A 23,490-nucleotide genomic window follows, 5' to 3' on the forward strand; every position below is an offset into this window, starting at 1 on the left:
GCGAGCCCACCGGAGGCCCGGCCGATGCAGTGCTGCCCGCCCTCCCCGCGCGCCCCCCTTGTGCTCCTCGCCTGCGCGCTGCTCGCCGGCTCCGGCCTCGCCCGCGCGGCCGGCAACCCCGCCGGCGGCTGCGCGGTGCCGGCCGAGGCGCAGGCGGAGGACAGCTCGGACCCGGACGTCGTGGTCGGCAACGGCACGCCGGAGAGCTGCACGGGCGCGGCCTTCGTCGCGGCCGTCGCCGCGGGGGGCGTCGTCACCTTCGACTGCGGGCCCGCGCCGGTCACCATCGTGCTCGACGAGACCGCCAAGGTCTTCAACGACACGGGCCCCCGGATCGTGATCGACGGGGGGAACCGGGTGACGCTGAGCGGTGGTGGCCAGGTCCGGATCCTCTACATGAACACCTGCGACCCGAACCAGGTCTGGACGACCTCGCACTGTGACGACCAGGACCACCCGCAGCTCACCGTGCAGAACCTGACCTTCGCCGACGGCGACGCCAGCGGCGAGAGCCCGGGCGGCGGGGGGGCGATCTTCGTCCGAGGGGGGCGCTTCAAGGTCGTGAACAGCACCTTCGTCCGGAACCGCTGCGACGAGGTCGGGCCGGACGTCGGGGGGGCCGCGATCCGGGTCTTCGACCAGTTCCAGGACCGGCCCGTCCACGTGACGCACTCGACCTTCGGCGGGGGGCCGGCGCTCGGCAACGTCTGCTCGAACGGGGGCGGGCTCAGCAGCATCGGCGTCTCCTACACCGTGTGGAACAGCCTCTTCTCCCACAACCGGGCGATCGGCTACGGCGCCAACCCAAAGCGTCCCGGCACCCCCGGCGGCGGCAGCGGCGGCGCGATCTACAACGACGGCAACACCTTCGCGCTGCGCCTGTGCGGTACGCGCATCGTCGAGAACAGCGCCAACGAAGGGGGGGGCGCGATCTTCTTCGTGAGCAACAACGGCACCGGTACGCTCGCGATCGAGGACTCGCTGCTCGCCGCCAACCCGAGCCTCGGCTTCGAGACGCGGGGCCTGCCGGGCATCTTCCTGCTCGGCGACCCCTCGCCCGAGATCGTCGACTCCGTGATCACGGCACCCGAGGCCCCGGCGGCCGGGCTCGCACTCGGAGCGCTCGCGACGTTGGCCGCGCTCGCACGGCGCCGGCGCGCGCCGCTCAGGGCGCCGGCTTCGCCCGCGGCTTGACGAAGCGCAGGGTCATGCGGTCGCTCTCGCCGATGGCCTGGTACTTCGCGCGGTCCTGCTCGCCGAGGCGGTAGGTCGGCGGGAGGGTCCAGACCCCCTCCGGGTGGTCCCGGGTGTCCTTCGGGTTCGCGTTGACCTCGGAGCGGCCGGCCAGCTCGAAGCCGGCGCGCTCCGCCGCGGCGATCACCTCGGACTCCGGCACGTAGCCGGTCTTCGCCGACAACGCCGGATCGGCGCCCTCCGCGGCCCGGTGCTGCACGACGCCCATCACCCCGCCCGGCTTCAGCACCCGGAAGGCCTCCTCGTACACCGCATCCTGGTAGCCGCCGTTGATCCAGGTGTGGTTGTTGCGGAAGGTCAGGACGAGGTCGTAGTGATCGGCCGCACCGAGAACGAGCTTCGACGGCGGGTCGATCGTGACCACCTCGACGGCGCCGAAGCGGGCCGGATCGCCGGCGAGCTTGTCGGCCAGGGCCTTCGCCGCGCGCGTCGCGTACGCGTCCGCCGGGCCCTCCGGGTCGAAGTTCGTGACGGTGAGCCGCCCGTCGGGCGCCAGGAACCCGGCGAGGATCTCGGTGTACCAGGCGCCGCCGCCTGGCCAGAGCTCGAGCACGCGCATGGTGGGCTCGATCCCGAAGAAGAGCAGGGTCTCCTGCGGATGGCGCCAGCCGTCGCGAGCGCGGTTCTCGGGCGCGCGCTGCGGCGCGTCGATCGCCTGGCGCAGCTTCGCGGCGGTGGCGGCGGGCGGCACCTCGCTCGCGGCCAGCGCGGGCGCGGCGGCGAGCAGGATGGCGGCGGCGAGCCAGGAGACGGAGCGGGTCGTCACGAGGGTTCCTTTCGCTTCAGCCGATCCGCGCGCTCTGGCCGCCGTCGACCGCGAGCGCGACGCCGGTGACGAAGCGCGCCTCGTCGGAGGCCAGGAAGAGCGCCGCGTAGGCGACGTCCCAGGCGGTGCCCATCTTGGCGCCGAGCGGCACCTGCGCGTCGCGCAGCTCGATCAGCTTCTGCTTGTCGGCGCCGGTGGCGGCGGCGATGCCCTCGATGGCCATCGGCGTGTTCATGAGCCCTGGCATGATGGCGTTCGCGCGGATCCCGAACTTCGCGTTGCCGACGGCGAGCGACTGGGTGTAGGCGTTGACGCCCGCCTTCGAGGCCTTGTAGGCGACGATCGGGGTCGCGCAGACTGCCGCGATCGACGAGATGTTCACGATCGCCCCGGCCCGCTGCCGGCGCATCACGGGCAGCACGTGCTTGCAGGGCACGACGACGCTCTTCAGGTTGACGGCGAGGATCCGGTCCCAGGCGTCGAGGTCCACGTGTGCCGGCCCGGCGTCGCCGCCCCCGATGCCCACGTTGTTGTGCAGCACGTCGATCCGGCCGTGCTCCGCGACGCAGCGCGCGAACAGCGCCGCGACGTCCGGCTCGCGCGTGGCGTCGGCGGCCACGGCGTCGGCCGCGCCGCCCTCGCCGCGGATCTGCGCCACCGTCTCCTGGGCCGCCTCGAGCCGGTGGTCGACCACCACCACGCGCGCGCCCTCGCGCGCGAAGAGCACCGAGGTCGCCCGCCCGTTGCCGATCGTGTCGCCGGGCGTCTGGCCGCCGCCCATCACGACGGCGATCTTGCCGGCGAGCCGCGGCGCCCGCGGACCGATCGGGCCGGCCATCCTCAGCGCACCGGCAGGGTCGGCAGCTCGGGCGAGTCCGGCTGCACGCCGAGGGTGTTGAGCGCCATCGACACGAGCTGGTACTGGCCGACCGCGAAGACGAGGTCGAGGACCTGCTGGGTCGAGAAGTGGTTCCCGAGCGCCGCCCAGGTCGGGTCCGAGACGAAGGCGTCGGCGCGCAGCTCGTCGACGGCGCGGAGCAGCGTGCGATCGGCGTCGCTCCAGCCCGGCGCGCCGGGGCCGTCGGCCACGCGCTCGATCTCGGCCTCGGAGACGCCAGACTGGCGCGCGATCACGGCGTGCTGCCCCCACTCGTAGCCCGAGCGGCACAGCCAGCCGATGCGCAGGATCGCGAGCTCGCGCTCGCGCGGCGCCAGCGTCGAGCGCGCCAGCACGTGGTTGCCGAACACCAGCCAGCGCTTCATCAGCTTCGGATGATGGGCGAGGGTGCGGAAGATGTTCAGCAGCGGCCCGGAGCCGAAGCGCTCGCGGGTCTCGGGGTCGATCTCGGCGTCGGGGAGCGGCGCGAGCCGCGGCTTGTCGAGGCGCATCGGTCCCTCCTCGTCGCCGATGCTACAGCGGAGCGCGCAGCAGGGGAAAGGCGTCCACGATCGCGCGCAGATCGTGGACCACGGCCGCGCGCTGCTCGGGCGTCGAGACCCCGAGGCGCACGAGCACGAGGTCGCGCCCGGGGTCCACGACGACGTACTGGCCCTGGAAGCCGTTGGCCGTGAAGATCCCGGTCCCGTCCTGGGCGAGCCACCAGTGCGCGCCGTAGCGGCCGATGCTGGCTGGCGTCTCGCGGCGCGCGTGGTCGACCCAGCCTGCCGGCAGCACGCGCCGGCCCTCCCAGAGCCCGTCGCGCAGGTAGAGCAGCCCGAAGCGCGCGAAATCCCGCGCCGTCGCGAACACGTACGAGGAGCCGATGAAGGTGCCGGCCGCGTCGAAGCGCGGCTCGGCGCTGCGCATCCCGATCGGGTCGAAGAGCGCGCGGCGCAGGAACGCCTCCATCCCCGCGCGCCCGCCGCCGACGGCCGCGCCCGCGATCGCGGCCACCAGGTTGCTGGTCCCGCTCGAGTAGTTCCAGTAGGTGCCGGGCGGGTGCGCGAGCGCGCGCGCCGCGGCAAAGCGGGCGATGTCGTCCCTGCCCTCGCGGAACAGCATCTCGACCACGTCGGAGCGGCCCGTCGCCTCGTAGAGCTCGACGAAGTCGAGCCCGTCCACCATGCGCAGCAGGTGCTCGAGCGTGATCGCACCGCGCGGATCGCCCGGGCCGCGCCAGGCCGCGACGGGCGCCGGCGCGTCGAGCGCGAGCCGGCCCTCGGCGACCAGCACGCCGACGGCCGCGTGCAGCATGCTCTTCGCCATCGACCAGGAGGGAAAGGTGTCACCGGCGCCCTTGCCCGGCGCGTAGCGTTCGAGCACGAGGCGCCCCTGGTGGACCGCGAGCAGCGCGAGCGTCTCGCCGTGGGACGCGGCCGCGCCCGCCGCGAACGCGCGCCCGGCCGCCGCGTCGAGACGGGCGGCGTCGACCTCGGCCCCGGGCGTGGCGATCGGCCACGCGTCGGTCGGAAAAGGCACGGCCGCGGGCTGCGGGGGAAGCGGCAGGAGGGGCGCCATCCCGCCCATGTAGCCCAGCCCGGTCGCGCCGTGTAGGCGCGGAGCCGTCCGCCCTGCGGGCGTCGAGCCGAGGGCGTGGTGCGCAGCGCAGCACGCCGATGTGCGCGACCGGGAGTCCGCGAGCGCAGCGGCCCTCGCGCCACCCCGGAGTTGGCGACAAGGGAAGCGGGAAGTGGTAACCCCTGCGGGCCGGCGGCCCGGAGCGTGCCCTCTGGCCGCGTTCGCTGGAGCTCCGTGACCGCGCCGCACGAACCCCCGCGCCCCGAAGCCGCCCCTGCGCCGCGCGCTCCCGGCTTCGTCGCCTTCTTCATCGACCGGCCGATCTTCGCCGCGGTGGTGGCGATCCTGATCACGCTGGCCGGCGCGATCTCGATCCCCCTGCTGCCGGTCTCGCAGTTCCCGCCGATCGTACCGCCCACCGTGCAGGTCTCCGCGAGCTACACGGGGGCCAGCGCCGACGTGGTGGAACGCACCCTGACCCTCCCCATCGAGGAGCAGGTGAACGGCGCCGAAGGCATGCTCTACATGAGCTCGACCAGCGCCAACGACGGGTCGATGGGGCTCACCGTCACCTTCGAGCTCGGCCGGGACGCCGACATCGCCACCGTCAACGTGAACAACCGCGTGACGGTGGCCGAGCCGCGCCTGCCCGAGGAGGTCCGGCGCCTCGGCATCACCGTGCGCAAGCAGTCGCCCGACCTGACGATGGTCGTGAACCTGGTCTCGCCGGACCGATCGCGCGACGCGCTCTTCCTCTCGAACTACGCGCTGATCAACCTGGTCGACCCGCTCAAGCGCGTACCGGGAGTGGGCGAGGTGTCGCTCTTCGGCGAGCGCCGCTTCGCGATGCGCGTGTGGCTCGACCCCGAGCGGCTCGCCAAGCTCGGCCTCGACGCCACCGACGTCGTCACCGCGGTGCGCGAGCAGAACGTGCAGATCGCCGCCGGCCGGGCCGGCGCGCCGCCCGCCCCCGAGAGCCAGCAGCTCGACATCCCGCTCCAGACCCGGGGCCGGCTCACCACCGAGGAGGAGTTCCGCGCCATCGTGATCCGCGCGGAGCCGGACGGCTCGCTGCTCCGGCTCGGCGACGTCGCGCGGGTCGAGCTCGGCGCGCAGAGCTACGCGGGCTTCACGCGCCTCTCGGGCCAGCCCACCATCTCGATGGGCGTGTTCCAGCTCCCGGAGGCCAACGCGCTCGACGTGTCGGCCGCCGTACGCGCCGAGCTCGCGCGCATCGCCGAGCGCTTCCCGGCCGGGGTCGACTGGCGGGTGCGCTACGACCCGACCGAGTTCGTCGCCGAGTCGATCGACGAGGTGGCACGCACGCTCCTCGAGGCGATGGCGCTGGTGTTCTTCGTGGTGTGGATCTTCCTCCACGACTGGCGCACCACGCTGATCCCGGCCGTCACGATCCCCGTCTCGCTGGTCGGCACCTTCGCGGTCCTGAACGCGATCGGGCTCTCGATCAACACGATCACGCTCTTCGCGCTGGTGCTCGCGATCGGGCTCGTGGTGGACGACGCGATCGTGGTGGTGGAGAACGTGGCGCGGCTGATGGCGGCCGGGGTCCCGCGCCGCGAGGCGGTGGGACGATCGATGGGCGAGGTGACCAGCGCGATCGTGGCGTCGACGCTGGTGCTCGGGGCCGTCTTCGTGCCGGTGGCGTTCCTGCCCGGCACCACGGGCCTCCTGCTGCGCCAGTTCGGGATCACCGTCACCTGCGCGGTGCTGATCTCGCTGCTCAACGCGCTGACGCTCTCGCCGGCCCTGTGCGCGCTGGTGATGCGCGCGCACGGCGAGGAGAAGAACGCCCTGTTCCGCGGCTTCGAGCGCGGCTTCGGGGCGGTGCTGCGCCGCTACGATCGCGGCGTGCGCGCGCTCTTCCCGCGCCGGCTGCTGGTGCTGGGTGTGTTCGGCGCGCTGGTCCTCGGAACCGCGCTGCTCTTCCGCGCGATGCCCACCGGCTTCCTGCCCGACGAGGACCAGGGCTACTTCATCACGAGCTTCCAGCTCCCGGACGGCGCCTCGCTCGACCGTACGCTGGCCCTCGCGAAGCAGGTGGAGGAGGTCCTGCTCGGCACGCCCGGCATCGTCGCCACCAACCTGTTCGGCGGCTTCGATGCCCTGACCGGCACCTTCCCGCCCAACATCGGCTCGGTGTTCGTGTCGCTCGCGCCGTGGGACGAGCGCGGCAAGCAGGGCCAGTCGCTCGAGGCGATCTTCGCCGCGGTGCGCCCGAAGCTCGCCGCGATCCCGGGCGCGCGGATCTTCGCGCTGAACCCGGCGCCGATCCGCGGCCTCTCGCGCACGGGCGGCTTCGAGTTCCAGCTCCAGGACCGCGGCGGCGGGCCGCTGCCGGAGCTGGCCGCCGTCGCGCAGCGGATCGTCGACGCGGGCAACGCGGCGCCGGAGCTCCAGAACCTGTTCACGACCTTCCGGCCCACCGTGCCCCAGGTGTTCGTCGACCTCGACCGCGCCAAGGCCCGGACGCTCGGCGTCGGTATCACCGACGTCTTCCAGACGCTCCAGATCTACATGGGCGGGCTCTACGTGAACGACTTCGACCGCTTCGGCCGCCTGTTCCGGGTGTACGCCCAGGCCGAGCCCGACCTGCGCGCTCGCCCCGAGGACGTGAAGCGCCTGTGGGTGCGCTCGGAGCGCGGCGAGATGGTGCCGCTCTCGACCCTCGTCCGGCTCGAGCGCATCACCGGGCCGCGCGACATCCCACACTACAACGTGTTCCGGGCGGCCAAGATCCAGGGCGAGCCGGCACCCGGCTACAGCTCGGGCCAGGCCCTCGACCGCATGGAGGCGATCGCGCACGAGCTGATGCCGCCGACGATGTCCTTCGAGTGGACGGGTACCGCCTTCCAGGAGCGCCAGGCGGGCCGCGAGGCGCAGATCATCCTCGCGCTCTCGCTGCTGGTCGTGTTCCTGTTCCTGGCCGCGCAGTACGAGAGCTGGACCCTGCCGCTCGTGATCATGCTGGTGGTGCCGCTGGCGTTCCTGGGGGCGCTCGGTGCCCAGGCGCTGCGCGGGCTCGCGAACGACCTCTACTGCCAGATCGGCCTCGTGACCCTGATCGGGCTCGCCAGCAAGAACTCGATCCTGATCGTCGAGTTCGCCAAGCGCCGCCGCGAGGAGGGCCTGAGCCTGGTGGACGCCGCGCGCGAGGCCGCCGAGACGCGCTTCCGGCCGGTCGTGATGACGGCCTTCGCGTTCATCCTCGGCGTCGTTCCGCTGGTGGTCGCGGGCGGCGCCGGCTCGGCCGCGCGCCGCTCGCTCGGCACGGCGGTCTTCGGCGGCATGCTGGTGGCGACCCTGCTGAGCCTCGTGCTGGTGCCGGCGCTCTACGTGCTCGTGCAGGGCGCGGCCGAGTGGCTGCGGCGACGGCCGGGCCGCGAGGACCCTGCGGAGCACCGGGCATGAGAGCCTCTGGAGCATCCGGAGCGGGCGAAGCGCGGGAAGGAGCCTCGTGATGAGGAGAGGGCACAGGCGCGCGGGGCTCGCGGCCGCGGCACTCGCCGTCCTCGTGGCCGGCTGCAGCGGGGGTGAGCAGGCGCAGGCCCCTCCGCCGCCGGAGGTCGTGGTGGCCACGGCGCGGCTCGGGGTGGTTCCCGATCGGCGCGAGTACGTGGGCAACGTGCGCTCCGCCAACCGCATCGAGGTGCGTGCGCGCGTGCGCGGCTACCTGCTGGCGCAGCGCTTCACGGACGGCCAGCGCATCGCCGAGGGCGACGTGCTCTTCGAGATCGATCCGAGCACCTACCTGGCTGCGCTCGGGGAGGCGAAGGGCGAGCTCGCCCGCGCGAACGCCGCAGCGACCCGGGCCCGGCGCGACTTCACGCGCGCCCAGGAGCTCTTCGACGCGAAGGTGGTGAGCGTGTCGGTGCTCGACCAGCGCCGCGCCGAGCGCGATTCGGCGCTCGCCGACGTCGAGGCCGCCGCAGCCGCCGTGCACACGGCCGAGCTCAGCGTCTCGTACTGCACGGTGCGCGCCCCGATCGCCGGCCGCATCGGCCGCGCGCTGGTCGACGTCGGGAACCTGGTCGGGGAGTCCGGGCAGGACACCGTGCTGGCCGAGATCGTGCAGATCGACCCGATCCACGTCTACTTCGCGCCCACGGAGCTCGAGCGGCTCGAGGTCCAACGCGGCGCGCGGGAGGGCCGCATCCCGAGTGAGCGCACCGGCACGATCCCGATCCGGATCCGGCTCGGCGACGGCACCCCGTACCCGCACGAAGGCGTGGTCGACTACGTCGACCCGACCGTCGAGCCGACGCGCGGCACGATCACCGTGCGCGCGCTGGTGCCGAACCCGGACGGCGTGCTCAAGCCCGGCGAGTTCGTGCGCGTGATCGCGGTCTTCCCGGACATCCACGACGCGGTGCTGGTGCCACAGCGCGCGGTCCTCGACCAGCAGGCCGGCCAGTACGTGCTGGTCGTGAAGGACGACGACACCGTCGAGCAGCGCTCCGTCCAGATCGGCGGGGTCCACGACGGCATGCAGCAGATCCGTGAGGGCCTCGCTGCGGGCGAGCGCGTGATCGCCGATGGGGTGCAGAAGGTGCGTCCCGGGGAGAGGGTGACGTCGAAGCCGCTCGCGGCGCCGGCGCCGGGCGGGTGAGCGCACCCGGCGCTGCTCGTGCGGTGGCGATGGCGCCACCCCGAAGCGGCGCCGGAGCGCGCGCGTGGTAGCTTCGCCAGCGGTGACGCAGGACCCGATCGCATCGCGGGTGGGTGCGCGAGCCGGCCGGCGCGCCGAGTGCTTCGCATGGGCCGGCGCGCTTCTGGCCGCGGCTTCGTGGCAGGCCTACAGCGTGACGGCGCTGCCCATCATCGTCTCGCCGGACGGCTTCGACTATCTGTACCTCTCCGGAACGCTCTTCGAGCAAGCGGGCTGGGGCTCGGTGCGGATGCCGCTCTATCCGCTCTCGCTCCGGCTCGCGATCGCCACCTTCGGCTTCGACAGCGCGACCCTGGTCGGGCTCAACGCCGCGCTGGCCCTCGTGGGCTCGCTGCTGCTCGCCCTCGCCGTCCGTGCGAGCTTCGGGCTGGTCCCCGGGCTCGTGCTCTTCGCACTGCTCTGCATCCATCCTCCCAACGTCGCCTACGCGCACGCGGTGCTCACGGAGTCGGGCCAGTACGCGTTCGTGGCGGCGCTGGCGCTCGTCAGCTCCCTGCGGGCGTCGCAGGCGCGGCCCGGCGAGGGCCCGCTCGCAGTCGCCGCACTCGTGCTGCTCCTGCTCGCATTCCTGTGGCGCCAGACTCTCGTGTTCCTGGCGCCGGCCGTCGCGCTGTGCTTCGCACTCGCCACCCGACGCGACGGGCTGGGGGCGGCGCGGCCCCCGGCCGGATCGGGATGGAGGGGCCGCCTCCAACGCTACCGGTCTTCCCTGGCGCTCCTGCTGCTGCCACCCCTCGCGATCCTCGCCTGGAGGGCCCCGCTCGATCGGCAGGGCGCCGGTCCTCGCGAGGGCCTTGCGGTCCTGTACGGCGCGCTGCTGCAGGGCCTGCCGCCCGTGGACTCGCCCGCGGTCGCCTCGATCCGAGAGCCCTACCGGGCGGCACTTCGCCGCGCCGCACCCGAGGGCTCGCTGCCGCTGCACGGGCTCCAGGGAAGCTCCGGCCTCTGGGAGATGCTGGAGACCTTCCGGGCGAGCACCGCCGAGCCCGAGCAGCTCTTCTGGGAGCTCGCCCGACGCCATCCCGGCCGCTACCTCGCGGGAGCCGCCCGGACCGCCGGCCATCTGCTCGGCATCGAGAGCTCGCGGAGCGCCGTCGCGGAGATGTGCGGGCTGGTCCTGGTGAAGGACCGGGATTTCGTACCGACGACCTGGTCGATCGACCCTCGGCCGGACGCGGTTCGCTACGTGACGGAGCGGCTCTCCCTCGCTCATCCCGGAAGGCCCTATGCGAGCGCCGCACGGCTGCTGCGCCACGCGATCGAGCCGTTCCGCAGCCTCGTCATGATCGGGGGGCTCGCCGCATGCGGCTTCGCCCTCCTGGCGCTCGTCCGGCTCGACCCGCGCATCGCGTGGCTCGGCTGCCTGCCCCTGGCGCTGGTCGCCCCCTACACCGTCCTGCTCCTGTCCGAGGACCGCTACGCCTACGCCGCTCACGGCCTCCTGCTGGCCAGCGCGGTCGTGGCGGTCACGCTCGTGTGGAGGCGCTCGCGCCCTCGCGCGCCCCTGCCCCGCCACCGCTAGCGGGCGAGGAGGGCGGGCTAGCTAGCTCGCTCTCTTACGAGATGGGCTCTAGACCTCGTCCGCAGACACGACGGCCTGGAAGGAGACGCCGAGTGCGGCGAAGTGACGCTCACCGCATCGGACCTTGTCCGCCTCCAGGCTGCGGAGCTTCAGGAAGTCCTTCGTGCTCTTCGTCTCGCGCACGAGGTACACCGTCTCGTCGGCCTGCTTCACGATCGCCCAGTCCGGGTTGTACGCGCCGACGGGGGTGTCGACGACGAACCAGCGCGGCAGCTTGACGAACAGGCGGATGTCGTCGCGCTGGTCGAGGCGCTCGGCGAACTTGCGTTCGACCTCGGAGTCGTACTGCACGTAGGGGTAGATCGACCTCTTCACTTCGAGCGAACGGAGATGGTCGACCAGCTCCGGGCTCTCGAACCGGGTCATCTCCCATTCGCTGTCACCGTCGGGCCCGCCGAGGCGTTCGTACTTGATCCCGTCCACCAGGAGCCGGTGCAGCGCGTGCTTCAGGATCGCGGCGACGGCGTCGAGGAAACGCTGGGGATCGGCGAACAGCTCCGCCAGGCGGCCGCACTCGCGGAGGATGCGCGCCAGCGTGGCGCGGGTCAGCTCGGTCTCGTTCTGGAGATAGGCGAGCACGTCCGGGACGGGCCGGTCCCCCCAGTCGACTTCCTCGTCGCTCACGCCCGCACCCGCGGCGCTCACACCGCCACGGCCGATCGCGATCCGCCCCGCGCTCACGCGCACGACCGGCTTCTCGATGCGCGGCATCCGGCGCAGCGCGGCCAGCGAGCGCGCCACCAGGGTCTCGGTGTCGAACTCGACGCGGTACGTGGTGCGCGGCTTGATGCGGTTCCAGAGCGCCTCGAACTCGGGGCCGAGCTGGACCTCCTTGCGGAGCACGTTCTCGCGCTGGTCGCGCTCGCGCTGGATGTGGCGCTCGATCTGGTACGACGCCAGCAGGTCCACCACGGCTGGAGCGAGCGGCGCGTGCGCGTCGGGCAGCACCAGCGCGAAGCCCGGCTTGCGGGGATCGAAGGCGGGCTGGATCCGTCCCTCGGCATCCAGCAATCCCTGGCCGACGAGGCTGTCGCGGATCTCCCCGGCCGCCACACGCCCGATCGGCTGCTCCTCACCGCCGACGACGCGCACGAGCCGGGCGAGGGCCGTGATCGGCACCTTGCCGAAGCGGACGCCGCAGTCCTCCTCGTACTCGCTCTGGAGCGCGCGCGCGAAGTCCTCGTAGCTCTCGTTGGCCATGACGAAGAGCCGGTTCACGGACTCGTCGAAGACGCGCCGGCCGGTCTGGTCCACCGGCAGGCGCAGGCCACGGCCGATCTCCTGGCGCTTCTTCAAGGTGCTGCGCGTCTCGTTGAGCGTGCAGATCTGGAAGACGTTGGGATTGTCCCAGCCTTCACGAAGAGCCGAGTGGCTGAAGACGAAGCGGAGCGGCTCGTCGAGCGAGAGGAGCTGCTCCTTGTTGCGCATGATCAGCTCGTAGACCGCGTCGTCGGCCTGGGTATCGCCGCGCGTGTCCTCGAGGACGCCCTTGCGGTCCTGCGCGAAGTAGCCGTCGTGGAGCTTCGCGAAGGGAAGCTCGAGCCACGGGATCGAACGGAAGCGCTCCTGCTTCGCCAGCTCGGCCAGCGCCTCCTCGAAGGCGAGCGCGAACTTGCCCTGCACCGGCTGGCCGGCGCCGTCGTAGTCCCGGTAGTTGGCGACCCGGTCCACGAAGAAGAGCGACAGCACCTTGATCCCGCGCTCCCGCACCTGGAGCTCCTTCTCCAGGTGCTTCGCGACCGTGTGCTTGATCTGGGCGCGCCAGCCGTCGTCGCGCAGGCCTCCCATCTCCTCGCCGAGGCGCAGCTCGCGGCCGCTGCTGAAGCGCACGCGCTCGCGCCCGGGCTCGCAGTCGATCTCGGCCACCGAGAAGCCGTCCCGGTAGCAGGCGCGCTCGTTCGAGAGCGCGTAGAGATCGGCGCCGGCGCCGAGGGTGACGGACTTCTCCTTCGGGCCGCCGGGCTGCTGCACGTGGATCCGCAGCTTCGCCTTGATGCCGCGACGGTTGTCGACCTGTTCGAGCCGCACGAAGGCGTCGTTGGCGCCCGCCTCGGCCGCCGCGCCCGCCACCACGATCTGCTTCACGAGCCGCAGCTCGAAGGCCCGCACGGGATCGAGCCGGTAGACGGGGTTGTAGAGATCGCGGTGGGTCGCCGAGTAGCGGAGCGTACAGAGGGGATTGAGCGCCCGGATCGCCTCCTGCGCGCGCTCGGTCGAGTCGACGCTCTGCGGCTCGTCGATGATCACGATCGGGCGCGCCGCCTGGACGAAGTCGATCGGGGCGCGGCTCGAGAGCTGGTCGCTCCCCCGGTAGATGACGTTGCTCTTCTGCTCCTCCTCGCTGCCCATGAAGTTGCGGCGGAAGGCGTCGATGTTGATGACGAGGATCTGGAGGGTCGTGCCGAGCGCGAACTGGCGCAGCCGGCTCACGCGCCGGGCGTCGTACACGAAGTGCTCGCAGGCGAGCTGGTCGTAGAGCGCCCGGAAGTGGTCCTTCGTGATCTCGATGTTCTTGAGCACGCCCTCGCGGACCGCCACGCTCGGAACGACGATCACGAACTTGCGGAAGCCGTAGCGTCGCGACAGCTCGAAGATCGTGCGCAGGTAGACGTAGGTCTTGCCGGTCCCGGTCTCCATCTCGACCGTGAAGTGCGGGCAGCGCCGGGCCTGGTTCGCCGGCGCGTCGAACAGCTCCCAGGCCGCGAGCGGTGCGGCGGGATCGGCGACCTCGATGTCGTTGCGCTCCTGCACCTCGCGCGTGTTGGCGAGGAGCCGCTCCTCGGAGACGAGCACCTGGTTCCCGAGGCCCAGCTCGGTGCGCTCCTGACCCGGGAACAAGGCTCCGATCGCTTCGGTGTGCACCACCGAGAACGCCGGCCCGCCCTGGGGCTGCCCCTCGAAGAGATCCGCGACGGCGCGGACCGCGTCGAGCTGGAAGGCCTGGTTGGGGTCGAACTGGAGCTTCATCCGGTGTGCGTCCGGCCTATTCGAGCACCCAGCGCCCGTTGCGGCGCAGCTCGACGTGCATCGCGTCGGGAGCCAGGTCGAGGTCCCCCGGCCATTCCACGAAGCCCTGCGCGCAGTGCACTGCGGAGAAGAGCGCTGGATCCCGCAGCGGCTCGAAGACGCCGCGGAAGAACGAATCGCGGAACTCGACCTCCCCGCTGACACCGTCCGCGAAGCGCACCGACAGGCGGTGCGGACCGCTGACCTTCACGCTGACCACCTCGTCCAGTCGCATGGCGTCTACTCCAGGGGAGCGATCTGGCGCGGCTGCTCGTGGCGCCGGCACTGCTCCCAGTTGACACGCAGCTCCTCGCGGTGGAGCGCCGCCCATTCGAGCACCAGCGCCAGGGAGCGGCGAGGAAGGGCTCCCCCGATCACCTCCAGCGTGTCGATCGCGATCTCGGCCGACTCCCCGCCGTAGACGGCGTGGAAGTGAGGCGGAGGATGGTCGGCGAAGAACATGCGGATCGTGATCCCGTAGAAGTAGGAGATCCTCGGCAATCGCACTCCCTACACGGTGCGGAAGCTCGTCACGCCCTTGCTCTCGAAGGTCTTCACCGCGTTCGCTCCATGGTCGAGACGGTAACCGAGGCGCAGGCGAGCCAGCCGCTCGCGCCGACCATGCCCCCGCGAGGTGGTCTTCCACTACCGGGGCAGCCGTCGCAGGATCGCGCTCCTCGAGGGACCGGGGTGGATCGCTTCGCCCGGGAAGGGGTTGCGGTGGAGGCGGCGTCGCGAGATCGCGGGCGCGCGCGAGGAGGCGCTGCGCCAGCGGGTGGCCCACCCGATAGGGATTCACGTCCTCGACCCGGGATCCCATCCGGTACCCGAGGCCGACCTCGTCGGCCAGGAGGACGCCCTTCGAGAACGGGGTGCGGAAGGCGAAGAGCGCGGCGTCGACCTGGTGCGGGTTCAGGTCGACCTGGGCGTCGGCCAGCACCGGCGCGAGCCGGTCGAGGGTGCCGGAGGGCGAGCGCCTGGTCAGCTCGTGCGCCAGGTAGCGGGCGTGTACGTCGGTGATCGGCAGCGCCTTCTCCGGCCGGCAGTGTACGCGCGGGTGCCCAGGGGGCGATCCCGCGCCCCGCATGCGCGCCACGCGGTCCCGGGCGCGCACGCCCCGCGCACCCGGACCGCAGCCAGGCCGGCCCCCCTCAGATTGCGCGCGCGCGCAGGCCCGACACGGCCGCGAGCGCCGCGTAGTCGCGGTCGCGGTGCAGGACCTCGAGGTCGTGACGGAGCGCGCACGCGGCGATCAGGCAGTCGACCGAGGAACGCACCGTGCGGCCGGCCCGGCGGGCGGCGCGGTAGAGCGCGACGGCCTCGAGGACGGTGGCGTCGGCGAGCGGCGACTCGACGATCGGCAGCGCCAGCATCGCTTCGCGCGCGAGACGGTAGGCGCGCTCGTCGGCAAAGCCCTGCAGCACCTCCTGGATCACCGGCAGGCAGGTGACGACCTCGTCGAAGTCCACGAGGGCCTCGAGGTCGAGCGGCCGCACGCGCCGCAGGACCTCGATCCAGACCGACGTGTCGACGAGGATCACCCGCGCCGGCCCGGCCGCGCCGCGACCCGGTCGCGGCGCATCGTGGCCAGCTCTCCCTCCCAGAGGCCCGATCCGCGCAGCTCCAGGATCCGGCGGGCCTTGACGCGCCGGACGAACTCCTCGAGCGCCCGCTGCACCGCCCGCGAGTAGGTCTTCTCGCCGGAGAGGCGCGTCGCCTCCTCCAGCAGATCCTCAGGAAGCACAAGATTCGTACGTTTCATGTGTATGACTCTAGCATGCCGCGGAGGGCGGGCGCCCCGGGCGGGACGAAGGCTCCGGGCGGACCCGGGCGCGGCGGGGTCGTGGGGAAGGGCCGGGAGCAGGCATCCGGGACCTCCCGGGCGGCGCTCCGGCAGACCCGGACGACCCGGGGACGCGGTCGGCTAGAGTGGGCGGACCTTCGACCCACCCCTCTCCCCGGGGCGGGCTCGGGGGTCCTTGTGTTCGCGGAGATCCATGGAGCCGGCCCCGCCCCGCCACCTCGACGAGCTGCTCGAGCGCGTGCTCGCGCGCGCGGGGCCGGTGCGGGTCACGGGGCTGCGCGGCGCCGCGCGGGCGCTCGTGGCGGCGCGGCTCGCACGCGCGTCGGCGCCGGGACCGGCGCTGGTGGTCGCGCCCGACGCCAAGGCCGCGGACGCGCTCCTCGACGACCTCACGGCCTTCCTCGGCGAGCCGCCGCCCGAGGAGGGCGGCCGGGTGCGCGCCTTCCCGCGTCCCGACACCCTGCCCTACGACCGGCACTCGCCGCAGCCCTTCGTGGTGGCGCAGCGCATGGACGCGCTCTACCGGCTCCTCGCCGAGCCGGCGGAGCTGGTGCTGGTGGCGCCCGTCACGGCGCTTGCGCTGCGCGTGCCGTCGCGCGAGGCGGTGCGCGGGCGCACGGTCCACCTGGAGGTCGGCCAGACGATCGACCGCGACGCGCTCGTCGAGCAGCTCCTCGCCGCCGGCTACGCGCGCATGCCGCTCGTCGAGGAGCGCGGCGAGCTGGCGGTGCGGGGCGGCATCGTCGACCTCTTCCCGCCGCACCGGCGGCGCCCGGTGCGGATCGAGCTGCTCGGGGACGACGTCGAGTCGATCCGCGAGTTCGACGCGGCGAGCCAGCGCTCGCAGGAGAAGCTCGTGCACGTGGCGGCGCCGCCGCCGCGCGAGCTGCTCCTCGACCGCGGCCTCCTGATCGCGCGCGGCGAGGAGATCCGCGCGCGCGTCGAACACGAGGGCGCGTCGCCCCGCGAGATCGACGCGCTCCTCGACGCGCTGCTGCGCGGGCACCTTCCCCCCGGAGCCGAAGCGCTGGCGCCGGTCCTCGCGCCGGGCCTCGAGACGCCCTTCGACTGGCTGCCGCCCGGGACCCTCGTCGCGATCGAAGAGCCGGAGGCGTGCCGCGAGCGCCTCGCTCGCTTCGCCGAGGAGGCCGCCCACGGCCACCGGGTGGCGCGCGAGGCGGCGCGTCCGGTGGCGCCGCCCGGCGAGCTGCTGCTCGCGCCGGGCGCCGTGTGGGCCGCGCTCGATCGCCTCCGCTCGGTGTCGCTCGAGCGCCTCGACGTGGCCGACGACACGGGGGTGCCGCGCCTCGCCTTGCGCACGGCCGACCACGACGAGCTGCGCCGCGAGCTCGTCCGCGCGCGCGCCGGCGACGCCGCCCTGCTCCCGCTCGTGACCCGGCTCGAGGGCTGGCTGCGCGAGCGCTGGCGGGTGGTGCTGGCGGCGCCGGCGCTCTCGGGCGCCGAGCGCCTGCGCCAGCTCCTCGCCGAGTACGGCCTCGACCCGAAGCTGGTTCGCGACGCGCGCCCCGTCCCGGCGTGGGGCCGCTCGGGACGCGTCGAGGTGCGGGTCGCCGGCGTCTCCGAGGGCTTCGCGCTGCCCGGCGAGCGCTTCGCGCTCGTCACGGAGGAGGAGGTCTTCGGCCCGCGCGAGCGCCGCCGCCACCACCTCTCGATCCGCGAGACCGCGGCGATCGAAGGCCTGGGCCAGCTCCAGCCGGGCGATCCCCTCGTGCACCACGAGCACGGGATCGGCATCTACCGCGGGCTCGTGTCGCTGGCGCTCGACCTGCGTGGCGCCGGCCCGCGCGTCGAGGGCGAGTTCCTGCGCCTCGAGTACGAGGGCGGCGACCGGCTCTTCGTACCGGTGCACCGGCTCAACCTCGTGCAGCGCTACGTGGGCGCCGAGGGCGTCGCCCCGAAGCTCGACAAGCTCGGCGGGCAGAGCTGGGAGAAGACGCGCCGGCAGGTGAAGGGCTCCCTGCGCGACATGGCGCGCGAGCTCCTCGGCCTGCACGCCGCCCGCGAGCTCGCCGAGGGCTTCGCCTTCTCCCCGCGCGACCGCGCGCTCGAGGAGTTCGAGGCCGCCTTCCCCTACGAGGAGACGCCGGACCAGCACGCCGCGATCGAGGACGTGCTGGCCGACATGCAGCGCCCGAAGCCGATGGACCGGCTCGTGTGCGGCGACGTCGGCTTCGGCAAGACGGAGGTGGCGATCCGCGCGGCCTTCCAGGCGGTGAGCGCCGGCAAGCAGGTGGCCGTGCTGGTGCCCACCACCGTCCTGTGCGCGCAGCACGAGGAGACCTTCCGCCGGCGCTTCGACGGCCACCCCGTGCGCATCGAGTCGCTCTCGCGCTTCCGCACCCCGAAGGACGCCCGGGCCGTGCTCGAGGGGCTGCGCAGCGGCCGGGTCGACATCGTGATCGGAACCCACCGGCTGCTCCAGAAGCACGTCGAGTTCCGCGACCTCGGGCTCCTGGTGGTGGACGAGGAGCACCGCTTCGGGGTCGCCGACAAGGAGCGCATCAAGCGGCTGCGCAAGACCGTGGACGTGCTGACCCTCACCGCGACGCCGATCCCGCGCACGCTCCAGCTCGCCTTCGCCGGCCTGCGCGACCTGTCGGTGATCCACACGCCGCCCGCCGACCGGCTCTCGATCCGCACCCAGGTGGCGCGCTGGTCGGAGTCGCTGATCCGCGAGGCGGTGCTGCGCGAGGTGCGGCGCGGCGGGCAGGTGTTCTTCGTGCACAACCGGGTGCACTCGATCGGCGAGATCGCCGAGATGCTGGCGCGCGTGGTGCCGGAGGTGCGCGTGGTGGTGGCGCACGGGCAGATGGGCGAGCGCGAGCTCGAGGCGCGCATGCTGCGCTTCCTCCACGGCGAGGCGGACCTGCTGCTCTCGACCACGATCATCGAGAGCGGCCTCGACGTGGGCCGCGCCAACACGATGCTGGTGGACCGCGCCGACCACTTCGGGCTCGCCCAGCTCTACCAGCTGCGGGGCCGGATCGGCCGCAGCCACCACCGCGCCTACTGCTACCTCCTCGTGCGCGGCGCCGAGCGTACGCTCAGCGACGACGCGAAGAAGCGCCTCGAGGCGATCCAGTCCTTCACCGAGCTCGGCAGCGGCTTCAAGCTCGCGAGCATGGACCTCGAGATCCGCGGGGCCGGCAACCTGCTCGGCGCCGAGCAGTCGGGCAACCTCGCCGCGGTCGGCTTCGACGCGTACATGGAGCTGCTCGAGGAGACGGTCGAGGAGCTGCGGGGCCGGGCCCGCCCGCCGGCGGTGGACCCCGAGATCCGGCTCCCGGTCGCGGCGCGGCTCCCCGACGACTACGTGCCCGACGTGAGCCAGCGCCTCGTGCTCTACAAGCGCCTGGCCTCGGCGCCCGACGAGGCCGACGTCGACCGCATCCGCGACGAGCTGCTCGACCGCTTCGGGCCCTGCCCGCCCGAGACCGCCAACCTGCTGGCCGTGATCCGGCTCAAGATCGCGGCCCGCCGGCTCGGCGTGGCCGCCGTCGACCTGGCCGGCGACCAGATCGTCCTGACCGCCGCCGAGACCACCCGCATCGACCCGCGCCGGCTCGTGAACCTGCTGACCCACCCGACCGCGGGCATCCGCGTGGCACCGAACCACCGCATCTACGCACCGGTGGCCGGCGACGCGCGCGACCCCGAGCACCTGTTCGGGGCCGCGCACGCCCTGCTCGGCCAGCTCGCGGCCTGACGGCCGCGTGCGTCAGGCTGCCGGCTTCTCGTAGCGCGTCCGCTCGAGCCCGCGCGTGGAGCGGCGCGTCCACCCGTGCCACTCCGCGACGATCATGGCCGCGATCAGCAGGCCCAGCCACCCGGATGGGCGGCCGAACAGGAAGGTCAGCAGGAAGGCCGCGGCAGCCCCGGCGGAGAAGAACAGCGACCGCTCGATGCGACGCGCGAACTCCTCCCGGACCCCGGCGTTGGGCAGGACGTACGCCGTGCGCGAGAACGGAAGCCAGGGAAGGAAGAGGTCCCGCCCGGCCGCGTCCGACACGAGCGAGCGTTGGAGCCGTCCCTTCCAGGTCGATGCGTTCATGGTTCAACTCCGACAGTGCGTGCCTGCGCCGCGCCGGGAAGCACGACCCAGGCACCAGAGGATCAGGAGCAAGGGCTCGGCGCCGAGCAGGCCGCAGCCCGGCGCCGGAGCCGCGAGATCGAGTGCGGGATGGATCGAGGGGAAGCCCAGTCCGCGCGAAGGAGGCGGCGTATTGCGCCACCCGGACCCCGTCGGCCGCTCGCCGGGTCCGATCCAATGCGGCAGGCCTGGCCCGGACACCGGGAGGGAGGTAAAGGGGAGCACGAGAAGATTCATCTCGAGCGGGTTGCCCGTCGATTCGGGCGGGCTCGAGGAGTCCTCCCCCGTGATCCAGTCGTAGAGGAGCGTGTAGTAGAGCTGATAGAGCTTGCCGGTGAGATCGGCCATGTGGGACGCCATCGCCGCACCCGCACCCAGGAACAGGGGATTGCCGGTCAGGAGACTTGCCACCAAGCCGGTTCCTACCGAGACGGCGGCACCGCTGAACCTCCCGAAGGCGCCGGCCATCTGGAAGCCCACGGTCTCCTGCGCCCTCCGTCCCGTCCAGTCCCAGTAGTGTGCCGGATCCCCGGCGCCGTACACGTACTGGTGGACGGCATTGTAGATGGGGTCGGGGCTCAGGAAGCGGCGGGCGGCGGGATCGTAGAGGCGGTCGCCGAGGAGGACGAGGCCGGCGGCCTCCTGGCCCTGGGCGAAGCCGCGCTCGTCACCAGGCTCGCCGTGGACGCGATCGGGGCCGTAGGCGGTGTACTCGCGCACGCTGCGCAGCTCGCCGGTCTCGCTCCAGCGCGAGCGCACGTTGCCGCGCCAGTCGAAGTGCCGGTAGCTCCGGCGATTCGCGACGAGGTCGATGTCGACGGCGCCGAGGTCGATGCGGACCGCGTCGCCGTTCGCGTCGGCCTCGACCAGGCCCCCGAAGCGCTGCTTGCGCACGACGCCCGCCACCACCGAGCCCCGCAGGCGGCCTTCCGCGTCGTGCTGGAAGCTCGCGCCGCCGAAGCTCGCCACGTGCCCCGTCGCGTCCCAGGTGATCGGCACGCCGTTGCGGCGGGTGGCGAAGCCGGCGGCGTCCCACTCGTAGCGGCTCTCCACGACCTCCGTCGTGGACGTGCAGGGGCTGCAGGGTCGCGGCAGCGACGTGATCGTGCGCAGGACGATCTCGTGCAGCCGGTTCCGTTCGGGATTGGTGACGAAGTGCCGCTCGCGACGCACGTCGCCGTCCGTCTCGCTCTCGAACTGGAGGTCCATCAGACCCGAGTGGACGTTCCACACCGTGGCGTCATCCGCCTCGCAGGCCGGCCCGTTGCACCAGTAGACGGTTCCCGAATCGGTGAGGCCCACCGGCCACCGCCGCCCGTCGACGTAGCGGAAGCCGATCGCACGCTCCATGAACGCGACCGCGCCGAAGGAGGCAGGGGCCTGGTAGCGCGCGTTCGTCTCGCGGAACGGGCCGTTGGGAGCGGGCCCCGAGAGATCGCGCCCGATCCTCTCGATCGTCTCGCGCTCGACCTCGCGGCCTGCACCGTCGTGGCTCACGGCGCCAGCGAGCCGCCCGAACTCGTCGTAGGAGAAGCTGCGCACGATTCCGTTACCGTGGCGGATCTCCTCGAGCCGCCCGTTCCCGTAGACCTTCTCGTAGACGACCGCGGCTCCGTCGAGGAGCTGCGCCTCGCGGCCCGCCGCGTCGTAGCGGATCCCGAGCAGGCGGAGCAGCTCGCCGTCGGCCCGGATCAGGGCCGCGCTCGTCGGGCGGTCGCGCCCGTCGTAGCCGAACCACGACCGCTCGCCGTCGGGCCAGGTGACGGTGAGGACCCGGCCCTGCGCGTCGTAGGCGATCTCGGTCGAGCCGGGAACGGTCGAGTCGTCCTTGCGGACCAGACGGCCCTGGGCGTATGCGTAGCCGACCTCGGACGCGGGCGCGCCCGGGCGCTGGTTGCGCCGCCACACCGTGCGCCCGGTGGCGTCGTGGGCGAGCTCCGTCGTCATGCCGTTCGGGCGCTCCACGCGCGCCAGCTCGCCGAGCGCTGTCCACGCGAGCTGCGTCGCCCGCCAGGCACCGTCGACGCGCTCGCGCTGGCTGCGCAGCCGTCCGAGCGCATCGTAGTCGAGCTCGGTGGTGGCGCCGTAGGGGCGCAGGATCGCGCGCAGCCGGCCGTCGCTGCGGCGCTCGAGGACGACATCCTGGCTCTGGCCGCCGCTGGCCGTCTGGCTCATCACGAGCGAGCGCACCTGGCGAGCGGCGTCGAAGACACGCGCCACCACGCCCGGGAACTGCGTGCCGCTCTCCGAGCCCGGGTCGACCCCGATCGTCAGGTTGCCCACCGCGTCGAACTCGCGGTGCGCGACGAAGTCCGGGTCGCCGGGGTGGGCTGCCGGGAGCCGCACCTCGGCGGGCTGTCCGTGCTCACCGTACTCCGCGAGGTGGACCGTGCGGCCGTCTGCCAAGGTCACCCGCGCGACCGTCTCGAGGGGCCCGTACTCGAGAGCGAACTCCTCCCCGGCGCCGTTGCGCTCGCTCACGAGCCGGCCCTGCGCGTCGAAGCTGCGCTCGACCAGCACGCCACCACCGTCGCGGATCCGCCGCGGCAGCGCGGTCCAGGGGTCGCCGAGGTGGACGGTGCCGGGCGCGTACTCGATCTGGATCCGGCGGCCGCTCGGCGGCGTCGACTCGACCAGCTCGTCGGTGGCGTCGTAGCGGGCGCTCGTGACGAGCCCGTCGGGCGTCCGCACGCTCGTGACGCGCGCGCCCGTCCAGCCGAGCTCGGTGCGCTCGCTCATCGCGTTCGTGTGCGCGAGCAGCCGGTGCGAGGCATCGAAGACGAACTCCGAGGTGCGCCCGAGCGGATCCGTCACCACGGTGCGCAGCGGCGTCGCGTCGTGGCGGAAGCCCCAGCGCGGCGACTCCTCACCGAGCAGCGTCATCGCGAGCGTGCGTCCGAGCGGATCGAGCTCGTAGCGGACGCGCTCCTGCTCGGGGTTGGTCACGACGATCGCCCCGGGCCGCCGGCCCTGCGCGTCGAGCTCGTAGGCGTAGCCCTGCACCGGCAGGCCCTGCTCGCGGCCGAAGGCCGTCTGCACCCAGGCGAGCCGGCCCCGGTCCCAGCCGTAGGTGCACTGGCGGCCCGCGCGATCGAGGATCTCGACCACCTCCGGCCCCTGGTAGCGCACGAGGAAGACGTCCGTGCAGGCGCCGGGTGCCGTGCACTGCGCGATTCGGAGCGACACCGCGTCGGGCCGCTGGAGCTCGAGGCGCGGATAGCTCGCATGGCGCCACGCGATCCGTTCGAGCCGCCCGTCCGGTGCGAAGGAGAAGCGCAGGCCTCCGCGCGATTCGACGGCCGTTGCGTCGACGACGCGCCAGCGGGTGCCCGGGACCGGGCCGGGCGCGCTCGTCAGGTGGAGCGCGCCCGTGTCGTCGCGGAAGACGCCGCCTGCGTAGGTCATCTCGAACGACCAGCTCCAGCGGTCGGTCGCCGAGTTGTAGACCTGCGTCACGGCCTGGGTCCCGAGCCGGGTCTCGATCGTGAGATCGGTGCGGCGCAGGAGCAGGTTGCCGCCCGCCAGGTCCACCACCCCATCGCGCGCGGCGAAGGCGGCGGGCTCCCGCCACGCGGCGAGCCCCGGGTGCGGCGCGAGAGGCTGGGGCGCGCAGGTCGCCCCGAGAACCACCGCCAGCGCGAATGCCGATGCGAGCGCACCGAGCCGTCTTCCGTGCCCGGTCCAGAACGCGATCCCGACCTCGATCCACAGCCTGGTCGCGACGATCCACAGCCTGGTCCCGAAATTGGGCCCGCGCTGGGCCCCGTGGTCCGTCCCGAGCTTCGTCCCCATCGTCGTCTCGCCGGGACACGAAGGGGCGAG

At 73.0% G+C, this 23,490-nt stretch carries 16 protein-coding genes and 1 pseudogene; 5 read left to right on the plus strand and 12 right to left on the minus strand.

The features are described from left to right. Nucleotides 1–24 precede the first annotated feature (24 nt). Nucleotides 25–1,194, plus strand: coding sequence for a hypothetical protein (locus OZ948_10900; GenBank protein MEB2345238.1), 1,170 nt, complete (start codon nt 25–27; stop codon nt 1,192–1,194). Here OZ948_10900 and OZ948_10905 read toward each other — a convergent pair. From OZ948_10905 to OZ948_10920, 4 genes are read right to left on the minus strand one after another with little or no spacing between them, the layout of a single operon-like run. Further along, nucleotides 1,166–2,020, minus strand: a complete 855-nt coding sequence (locus OZ948_10905) for a methyltransferase (GenBank protein ID MEB2345239.1) — start codon at nt 2,018–2,020, stop codon at nt 1,166–1,168. The two genes, OZ948_10900 and OZ948_10905, sit on opposite strands and share 29 nt — an antisense overlap. 16 nt (nt 2,021–2,036) lie before the next feature. Further along, nucleotides 2,037–2,858, minus strand: coding sequence for an SDR family NAD(P)-dependent oxidoreductase (locus OZ948_10910; protein MEB2345240.1), 822 nt, complete (start codon nt 2,856–2,858; stop codon nt 2,037–2,039). Nucleotides 2,859–2,860: 2 nt separating this feature from the next. Next, a complete protein-coding gene (locus tag OZ948_10915) occupies nt 2,861–3,409 on the minus strand; it encodes a carboxymuconolactone decarboxylase family protein (GenBank protein ID MEB2345241.1) in 549 nt (182 codons plus the stop codon). Nucleotides 3,410–3,431: 22 nt separating this feature from the next. Continuing rightward, nucleotides 3,432–4,439, minus strand: a complete 1,008-nt coding sequence (locus OZ948_10920) for a serine hydrolase (GenBank protein MEB2345242.1) — start codon at nt 4,437–4,439, stop codon at nt 3,432–3,434. Between the two features lie 273 nt (nt 4,440–4,712). On the opposite strand from OZ948_10920, the gene OZ948_10925 reads away from it, so the two are divergent. The 3 genes from OZ948_10925 (at nt 4,713) to OZ948_10935 (ending at nt 10,687) form a co-directional block, all read left to right on the plus strand. Continuing rightward, a complete protein-coding gene (locus tag OZ948_10925) occupies nt 4,713–7,907 on the plus strand; it encodes a multidrug efflux RND transporter permease subunit (protein ID MEB2345243.1) in 3,195 nt (1,064 codons plus the stop codon). Nucleotides 7,908–7,956: 49 nt separating this feature from the next. Then, a complete protein-coding gene (locus OZ948_10930; GenBank protein ID MEB2345244.1) occupies nt 7,957–9,105 on the plus strand; it encodes an efflux RND transporter periplasmic adaptor subunit in 1,149 nt (382 codons plus the stop codon). 82 nt (nt 9,106–9,187) lie between these two features. Beyond that, complete coding sequence (locus OZ948_10935; GenBank protein ID MEB2345245.1) at nt 9,188–10,687, plus strand: hypothetical protein; 1,500 nt, start codon at nt 9,188–9,190, stop codon at nt 10,685–10,687. Nucleotides 10,688–10,735: 48 nt separating this feature from the next. Here OZ948_10935 and OZ948_10940 read toward each other — a convergent pair whose 3' ends face one another. The 6 genes and pseudogenes from OZ948_10940 to OZ948_10965 form a co-directional block, all read right to left on the minus strand. After that, nucleotides 10,736–13,714 (minus strand): DEAD/DEAH box helicase family protein, encoded by a 2,979-nt coding sequence (locus tag OZ948_10940; GenBank protein ID MEB2345246.1) that lies wholly within the window; start codon nt 13,712–13,714, stop codon nt 10,736–10,738. Nucleotides 13,715–13,730: 16 nt separating this feature from the next. Next, a complete protein-coding gene (locus tag OZ948_10945; protein ID MEB2345247.1) occupies nt 13,731–13,988 on the minus strand; it encodes a DUF2442 domain-containing protein in 258 nt (85 codons plus the stop codon). A 5-nt stretch (nt 13,989–13,993) separates the two neighbouring features. Further along, nucleotides 13,994–14,254 carry a DUF4160 domain-containing protein gene (locus tag OZ948_10950; protein MEB2345248.1) on the minus strand — a complete coding sequence of 87 codons (261 nt, stop codon included), beginning with the start codon at nt 14,252–14,254 and terminating at the stop codon, nt 13,994–13,996. 325 nt (nt 14,255–14,579) lie between these two features. After that, nucleotides 14,580–14,840: pseudogene (locus OZ948_10955) on the minus strand (hypothetical protein). A gap of 64 nt (nt 14,841–14,904) precedes the next feature. Then, entirely contained in the window at nt 14,905–15,294 is a 390-nt protein-coding gene (locus OZ948_10960; protein ID MEB2345249.1) for a PIN domain-containing protein, read from the minus strand. Next, complete coding sequence (locus OZ948_10965; GenBank protein ID MEB2345250.1) at nt 15,291–15,515, minus strand: type II toxin-antitoxin system VapB family antitoxin; 225 nt, start codon at nt 15,513–15,515, stop codon at nt 15,291–15,293. The genes OZ948_10960 and OZ948_10965 overlap by 4 nt, the downstream gene beginning before the upstream one ends. A gap of 235 nt (nt 15,516–15,750) precedes the next feature. Here OZ948_10965 and mfd point away from each other — a divergent pair, with 235 nt between their 5' ends. Further along, nucleotides 15,751–19,284, plus strand: a complete 3,534-nt coding sequence (gene mfd, locus OZ948_10970) for a transcription-repair coupling factor (GenBank protein ID MEB2345251.1) — start codon at nt 15,751–15,753, stop codon at nt 19,282–19,284. A gap of 12 nt (nt 19,285–19,296) precedes the next feature. Here mfd and OZ948_10975 read toward each other — a convergent pair whose 3' ends face one another. After that, nucleotides 19,297–19,629, minus strand: coding sequence for a hypothetical protein (locus OZ948_10975; protein ID MEB2345252.1), 333 nt, complete (start codon nt 19,627–19,629; stop codon nt 19,297–19,299). Between the two features lie 3 nt (nt 19,630–19,632). Next, the gene (locus OZ948_10980) at nt 19,633–23,460 is read right to left on the minus strand and encodes a hypothetical protein (GenBank protein ID MEB2345253.1); all 3,828 of its coding nucleotides are present in this window, start codon (nt 23,458–23,460) and stop codon (nt 19,633–19,635) included. Nucleotides 23,461–23,490 lie beyond the last annotated feature (30 nt).

Source organism: Deltaproteobacteria bacterium (assembly GCA_035063765.1).
Classification (GTDB): domain Bacteria; phylum Myxococcota_A; class UBA9160; order UBA9160; family PR03; genus CAADGG01.